Origin of the sequence: Halobacterium sp. CBA1126 (assembly GCF_009741975.1) — an archaeon.
Classification (GTDB): Archaea; Halobacteriota; Halobacteria; order Halobacteriales; family Halobacteriaceae; genus Halobacterium.
The window spans coordinates 1-7,263 of sequence record NZ_WPCF01000117.1 but is presented as its reverse complement, the minus strand read 5'-3'; the positions used below and the strand labels follow the sequence as shown (position 1 = coordinate 7,263).

Here is a 7,263-nt window from a genome sequence, read left to right as displayed (position 1 = left end):
GCGCCCCGCAGCGCAAAAGGTCGTTCAGCAGACCGGTTTGGGGTTGACGCCCATGGCTTCGAGCTGTTCGGTGTACTCGTCGTAGGCGGCCTGGATGGCTTCGTCGGCGGCGTCCTTGGCGGTCTGCCAGTCGTCGTCGGTCTCGCAGACGGTTTCGAGGAGGGCGAGCGCGCGGTCGCGCTGGTCGTCGAGGTCGTCGTTGAGGTCGCGGAACAGGCTCGCGGTCTGGGGGTCGGCCTGGCCGACGAAGAAGCCGGTGAGCTGTTCCTTGGACTTCTCGGTGGCGAGGACGCGGCCGACGAGCGCGCCGACGCGTTCGACCGTGTCGTCGAGGCCGCGGAGGGACGCCTGCATGCCGGTGGCGTCGTCGGCGGGCTGGTAGTCGTCGAGCTCGGCGAGGACGGCGTCGGTGTGGTCGTCCTCCTCGCTGGCGGTGGTGTCGAAGACGTCGGCGGCTTCCTCGTGGGGTTCGTCGTCGGCCCACGCGCGGAACGTCTGCGCGGCGACGTGTTCGGCGTCGGCGGCGGCTTCGAGGACGGGGCCGGCGTCCATCTCGCCGCCGGTGGCGGCGTACAGGGACTTCGAGGAGCCGAGGCGGGAGAGCGCGGTCTCGTTGTCGTCGCGGACCGCGTCGAGGAACTCGTCGGGTGTCATGTCCCGTGGTAGTGGCTGCTGGGGCTTGTATGCTGTCGTCGCGGCGAACGCGTGACGGACGCGTCGCTACCGGAGCGTGGCGCGCGAAAGAAGGGTGGTGCGTCTCGTTACTCGCCGGCGGTTCCGCGGGTCGCGCTGCGTTCGCGGTCGCCACCGCTCACGCGGACCGTGCCCTCGCGTCGCTCGGGCACGCGCTCCCCGCTTCACTTCGAGGCCTCGCTCGTGACCTTACTCGGCCTCGCCCGTCTCGATGGGGGCGTCGACGAGGTTGCCCCACTCGGTCCACGAGCCGTCGTAGTTGACGGTGTCCTCGTAGCCGAGGAGTTCGTGGAGCGCGAACCACGCGACCGACGAGCGCTCGCCGATGCGGCAGTACGCGACGGTGGTGCCCTCGCCGTCGATGCCTTCCTCGGCGTAGAGCTCCTCGAGTTCGTCGCGGGTCTTGAACGTGCCGTCGTCGTTGGTCACTGCGGCCCACGAGATGTTCTTCGCGCCGGGGATGTGGCCGCCGCGCTGGGCGGTCTCCTGGAGTCCCGGCGGGGCGAGGACTTCGCCGCTGTACTCTTCGGGCGAGCGAACGTCGACGAGCGGAACGCCGCGGTCGATGGCGTTCTCGACGTCCTCGCGGTACGCGCGGATGGACTCGCGCGGGCCGCCGGCGTCGTAGTCCTGCGAGGGGAACTCCGGCACCTCGTCGGTGGTCGGGTAGTCGTTCTCGAGCCAGTAGTCGCGGCCGCCGTCGAGCAGGCGCACGTCGTCGTGGCCGTAGTACTTGAACTGCCAGTAGGCGTAGGCGGCGAACCAGTTGGAGTTGTCGCCGTAGAGGACGACCGTGGAGTCCTCGGTGATGCCGTGGCTGCCGAGCAGGTCCTCGAAGTCGTCCTTCTCGAGGATGTCCCGCTGGGTCTGGTCCTGGAGCTGGGTCTCCCAGTTGAAGCCGATTGCGCCGGGCGCGTGTTCGTCCTCGTACGCTTCGGTGTCGACGTCGACTTCGACGAGTCGGTACTCGGGGTCGTCACTCTGGAACTGGTCGAGGTGGTCCTCGACCCAGTCCGCAGTGACGAGTACGTCGTTGGCGTATTCTGCCATACTCGTCCGTTCACGGCCCATCCTCATAACTGTCGGCTACGCCGGCAGGTTCCCCCGGGCATCGAGTGTACCGGCGAAGTTCGCCGGCATAGTCGGCGGTCCCCGGCCGCCGTACCGGGTGTAATCCACTTTACAGGCAAGTAGCTCCGCTATCTCGGAGTGACGGCGACGGCCGGGAGGCTAAGGCCGGCGAGTGCGTCCCCTCGTCCATGAGCGAGGAATGGGTCGCGTCCGCGGACTGGCTCGCCGAACACCTCGACGACGTCGCCGTCGTGGACGTCCGCGACGCGTGGGAGTACGACGGCATCGGCCACGTCCCGGGCGCGGTCAGCGTGCCGTTCGACGAGTTCCGCGCGACGGGCGGGCCGGAGGGGATGATGCCCGAGCGCGACCACTGGGCGGAGCTGCTGAGCGAGGCGGGCATCGAGCGCGGGGACACTATCGTCGCGTACGACGACACGCACGGCGTGTTCGCGGCGCGTTTCCTCGTCACCGCGCTGTACTACGGCCACGACGACCTCCGGCTGCTGGACGGCGACTACAGCGCGTGGCTGCGCGAGCACGAGACCACCGACGAGGCGACCGAGGTGACGCCGACGGACTACGAGCCCGGAGCGCCGCGCGAGGACGTGTTCGTGGACGCCGAGGACGTGCTCGCGGCGACCGACGACCCGGACGCGGTGGTCGTGGACACCCGGGAACCCGAGGAGTACGACGAGGGCCACATCCCGGGCGCGGTGAACCTCGACTGGAAGGAGGTCGTCGACGACGAGACGCGCGGGCTGAAGCCCCGCGAGGACATCGAGGCGCTGCTCGCCGAACGCGGCGTCACGCCCGACGAGTGCGTGGTGCTGTACTGCAACACCGCGCGCCGCATCAGCCACACGTTCGTCGTGTTGCGCTGGCTCGGCTTCCCCGAGGTCGCGTTCTACGAGGGGAGTCTCACGGACTGGACCGAGCGCGGCCACCCCCTCGAGTAGTCACGGCCACTCGTCGGGCAGCAGTGACACCTGCGTCCCGCGGTGTTCGTCCGCGAGCAGGCCCGCGGCTTCGACGACGAGCGCGACGATGAGCGGCCCCGCGATGATGCCGATGGGGCCGACCGTGAGCAGGCCGCCGGTGAACCCGACGAAGTAGAGGCTCCCCGGGAGGTCGGCGGTCCGCCGGGACAGCCGCGGGCGCACGAGGACGTCGGGCAGCCACGCGACCAGCACGCCCGCGACGACGACGACGAGGACGGCGCCGGCGACGTTCCCGATGCTCGCCCAGTAGAGCGCGACCGCGCCGACGACCAGCGACGGCCCGACGATGGGGATGAACTGGAGGAGGCCGGACAGCGCAGCGAGCGTGACCGGGTACGGGACGTCGAGCACGAGAAAGACGGGGAGCGCGATGGCCGTCGTCGCGAGCGCGGTGACCGCCTGCAGGACGTAGATGGCGTACAGCGTCGCGCTGGCGCGCTGGGACAGCGAGCGCGCGACGTCGTGGTACGCGCCGGGAATCGTCGCGAGGAGCGCGCGCTCGGCGTCCTCGTGGGCGAGCAACAGCCCGAAGACGACCATGCCGAACAGGGTGAACTTCAGCGCGAGTTCGGGGAGCGCGACCGCGGCGTCGACCGCAGCGTCGGCGAGGTACGAGAGCACCACGTCCGTGACGGTGCCGACCTCGACGGTGTACGAGTACTCGTAGACCGCCAGCGTCAGGCTCTCCGGGAGCGCTTCGAGCGCGTCGAGGAGGTCGTCGGCGCGCTCGGTGAGCACGTAGAGGCCGGTCGCGATCGGCACGGAGACGGCCAGCGACGCGAGCGCGGCCGTGGTCGCGCTCGACCACCACGGCGGCAGGCCGAGGCGCTGGACGCGGCGGTGGATCGGCACGAGGAGGTACGCGGCGGTGACGGCGAAGAAGACCGTCCCGAACACGGCGCCGAGCAGCAGCGCGGCGGCGACGAGGAGCACGGCGAGCACGGCGGCCAGCGTGGTGGTTCGGGACGAGGGCACACCGAGGGCTACCGCGGGCACTGTGAAAAGCGTTCGGCGCTGGCGGCGGGGCTCGCGGTCCGGGAGTGAGCGCCGGAAGCGACGGCCTTTTCTACCACACGGAGAAACAACCGGGTAATGAGACGGCGCAACTACCTGAAGACCGCGGGCGTCGGCGTCGCCGGCGTGCTGACCGCCGGCTGCCTGCAGGTCGAGCAGGGCGACAGCGAGGGGACGAACACCACCTCGGGCGCGACCACCGAGGGGACGACGACGGGCACGACCAGCGAGCCGGACGGCCCGCTGCGCATCGCGACCTACGACTCCTTCTTCGGCGACGAGGGGACCGCCGGCCGGTGGCTGAAAGAGCAGTGGGAGGCCGACCACGACACCGACATCGAGTACACCGCGCCGAGCAACGGCATCAACGAGTTCATCCAGCGCAAACAGCAGGACGTCGGCATCGACGCCGACCTCTTCGTCGGGCTGAACACGCCGGACCTCGTGCGCGTCGACGAGTCCCTGCCGGACAAGGACCTCTTCGACGACCTGCGCGCTGACCTCACCAACGACGACGACGTCAAGGAGAGCCTGGAGGTCGACCCGGAGAACCGCGTCGTCGCCTACGACACGGGGTACATCACGCCCGTCTACGACAGCACCGACGTCGACAACCCGGAGACGTTCGACGCGCTCCTCGAACCCGAGTACGAGGGGACGCTGCTCGCGCAGAACGCCCAGTCCAGCGACCCCGGGCTCGCCTTCCTCCTCTGGACCATCCACGAGAAGGGGACTGACGGCTACCTCGACTACTGGGAGGGCCTCCTCGAGAACGACGTGCGCGTGCTCGACGACTGGCAGCCCGCCTACGACGCGTTCCTCGCGGGCGAACGCCCCATCGTCGTCTCCTACTCCACCGACCAGGTGTACTACAACAGCGAGGAGGAGCTCCCCCACCACCAGATCAGCTTCCTGAACGACCAGGGGTACGCGAACCCCGAGACGGTCGGCCGGTTCGCCGACAGCGACCGCGCCGAGACGGCCGCCGAGTTCGTCGACTTCGTGCTCACCGACGAGGCGCAGGCGAACGTCGCGCGGCTGAACGTCCAGATCCCCGCGACCACCACCGCGTCGCTGCCCGAGGGGTACGCGGAGTACGCGAAGGAGCCGCCCGAGCCGGTCACGTTTACCTACGAGGAGCTCGCAGGGAACCTCGACGAATGGACCGAGTCGTGGGCCCAGCTGGTCGCGAGCAACTGACGCGCGTGACCGACTGGCTGTCCCGCGCGGGCGGCCGGCTCGCCGACGACGCGGACCGACTGGTCCTCCCGGCCGTGGGCGCCGTGACGGCGCTCGTGCTCGCGGTCGTCTTCTACTACCCAGTCTGGACGGTGTTCGTGGAGGCGTTCGGGAACGCCGCCGCACCCGTCCGCGACGTCCTCGCCAGCGAGTTCTACATGGGCGCCGCGCACGGCCTGTTCGCGCACCCCGCGCGAGTCCCCGGCGACGTGCTCGCGTGGCTGGCGAGCGTGCGCGTCCACGCCGGCTGGTCGGGCGTGCTGCCCGAGGTGTGGCTCTCGTACCCCGCCGTCCGGAAGGGGCTGTTCGGGTTCACGGCGTGGCAGGCCGCGCTGTCGACGCTCGCGAGCGTCGCGCTCGGGCTGCCGGGCGCGTACGTGCTCGCGCGCTTCGAGTTCCCCGGCCGGCGCACGCTCCAGTCGCTGACCATCCTGCCGTTCGTGCTCCCCTCCATCATGGTGGTCGCGGGGTTCGTCGCGACGTTCGGGACGAACGGCACGCTCAACGGCGTGCTGACGGCGCTCGGCCTCGGGAAGGTCGAACTGCTGTACACGCTCGAAGTGGTGGTGCTCGCGCACGCGTTCTACAACGCGCCGCTGGTCACGCGGATGGTCGCGTCCGCGTGGGAGAACGTCGACGCCAGCGCCGTCGAGACCGCGCGCTCGCTGGGCGCCAGCCCGCTGCGGGCGTTCCGGGACGTGGTGGCGCCCCAGCTGTTGCCGGCGCTCGCGGCGAGCGCGGTGCTGACGTTCGTGTTCACGTTCATGACGTTCCCCATCGTGCTGGGACTGGGCGGCCTCCAGTTGGCGACCGTGGAGGTGTGGCTGTACGCGCGCGTCCAGCAGCTCGACTACGAGACCGCGGCCGCGCTCGCCACGCTCGAGACCGCCGTCTCGCTCGGCCTGACGTACGTCTACCTCCGCTACGAGGCGCGGCGCGCGGGCGGCGGCGCGGCGAACCCGCTGCCCCGCGACCGGCTGTTCGCGCTCGACCTCGGCGACGTCAAGGGCGTGCTCGTGCGCGCCGGCGTCGGCGCCTACGGCGTCGCGGTCGCGGTCGTCTTCCTCGCGCCGCTGGCGTCGATGGTGCTGGCGAGCGTCGGCGGGCTCTCGGACCCGACGCTGGAGTGGTGGCGCTTCCTCCTCGAACAGCAGGCCGGCAGCCGCACGCAGCCCTCCGTCGCGGTGCGGAACTCCCTGCTGTTCGGGGTGGGCGCGCTCGCGCTCGCGCTCCCGATGGGCGTCGTCATCGCGGCGTTCTCCGCGCGCGGCGGGCGCGGCCGGAAGGTCGTCGACGCCGTGCTGATGGCGCCCATCGCGGTGTCGGGCATCGTCGTCGGCTTCGGGATGCTGCAGTCGCTGGTGTTCGGCGTGGAGCTGTTCGGCTACCGCGTCAGCGTCGTCGGCGCCGCGGTCGTCGTCGCCGCCCACGCCATCGCGGGCTACCCGTTCGTCGTGCGGAACGTCGCGCCGATGCTCGCGGCCGTCGACGACCGGCTCGTGGAGTCCGCGCGAGCGCTCGGCGCGAGCCGCGTGCGGGCGCTGTACGACGTCGAACTGCCGCTCGTGTGGCCGGGCGTGCTCGCGGGCGCGGCGTTCGCGTTCGCGCTCAGCATCGGCGAGTTCGACGCCACCGTGCTGCTCGCCGGGGAGAACGCGTACACGATGCCCGTCGCGCTGAAGCGCTACCTCGTCGACCGCGCCGCGGGCCCGAGCGTCGGCCCGGCGGCGGCGATGGGGACGATTCTGCTCGCGGTGACAGCCGCCAGTTTCGTGGTCATCGACCGCGTCGGGGGGAGGTACCGACCGTGACGAGCCTCCAGTTGGACGGCGCGACCCGCGAGTTCGGCGCGACCACCGCCGTCGAGGACGTGACGCTGGACGTCCGGGACGGCGAGTTCTTCACGCTGGTCGGCCCCTCGGGCTGCGGGAAGACGACGACGCTGCGCCTGATTGCCGGGTTCGAGCAGCCCGACAGCGGCGACGTGCGCTTCGGAGGCGACTCCGTCTCCGGGGTGCCGCCCGAGGACCGCGACGTGGGCATCGTCTTCCAGAGCTACGCGCTGTTCCCGCACATGAGCGTCGGCGAGAACGTCGCGTACGGACTGCGCTTCCGCGACCCGCCCGCGGGCCGGACGGCCGACGAGCGCGTCGCGGAGCTACTGGAGCTCGTCGACCTGGCGGGGTTCGAGGACCGCGACCCGGACGAGCTCTCGGGCGGCCAGCAGCAGCGCGTCGCGCTCGCC

At 71.0% G+C, this 7,263-nt stretch carries 7 protein-coding genes; 4 read left to right on the top strand and 3 right to left on the bottom strand.

From position 1 onward, the window contains the following. Nucleotides 1-24 precede the first annotated feature (24 nt). The gene (locus GJ634_RS13105; protein ID WP_157503316.1) at nucleotides 25-654 is read right to left on the bottom strand and encodes a rubrerythrin family protein; all 630 of its coding nucleotides are present in this window, start codon (nucleotides 652-654) and stop codon (nucleotides 25-27) included. Nucleotides 655-882: 228 nt separating this feature from the next. After that, nucleotides 883-1,743, bottom strand: a complete 861-nt coding sequence (locus GJ634_RS13100) for a sulfurtransferase (RefSeq protein WP_157503314.1) — start codon at nucleotides 1,741-1,743, stop codon at nucleotides 883-885. Nucleotides 1,744-1,952: 209 nt separating this feature from the next. Here GJ634_RS13100 and GJ634_RS13095 point away from each other — a divergent pair, with 209 nt between their 5' ends. Next, complete coding sequence (locus GJ634_RS13095) at nucleotides 1,953-2,723, top strand: sulfurtransferase (protein WP_157503312.1); 771 nt, start codon at nucleotides 1,953-1,955, stop codon at nucleotides 2,721-2,723. Here GJ634_RS13095 and GJ634_RS13090 read toward each other — a convergent pair whose 3' ends face one another. After that, nucleotides 2,724-3,740: an AI-2E family transporter gene (locus tag GJ634_RS13090; RefSeq protein ID WP_197425522.1), complete on the bottom strand. Its 1,017-nt coding sequence runs from the start codon at nucleotides 3,738-3,740 to the stop codon at nucleotides 2,724-2,726. Nucleotides 3,741-3,857: 117 nt separating this feature from the next. On the opposite strand from GJ634_RS13090, the gene GJ634_RS13085 reads away from it, so the two are divergent. The 3 genes from GJ634_RS13085 to GJ634_RS13075 form a co-directional block, all read left to right on the top strand. Then, nucleotides 3,858-4,979 carry a thiamine ABC transporter substrate binding subunit gene (locus tag GJ634_RS13085; protein ID WP_157503308.1) on the top strand — a complete coding sequence of 374 codons (1,122 nt, stop codon included), beginning with the start codon at nucleotides 3,858-3,860 and terminating at the stop codon, nucleotides 4,977-4,979. After that, a complete protein-coding gene (locus GJ634_RS13080; protein ID WP_157503306.1) occupies nucleotides 4,940-6,829 on the top strand; it encodes an iron ABC transporter permease in 1,890 nt (629 codons plus the stop codon). The genes GJ634_RS13085 and GJ634_RS13080 overlap by 40 nt, the downstream gene beginning before the upstream one ends. Next, the coding region (locus GJ634_RS13075; RefSeq protein WP_331714176.1) for an ABC transporter ATP-binding protein at nucleotides 6,826-7,263 on the top strand (438 nt) is incomplete at its 3' end. The genes GJ634_RS13080 and GJ634_RS13075, both read left to right, overlap by 4 nt.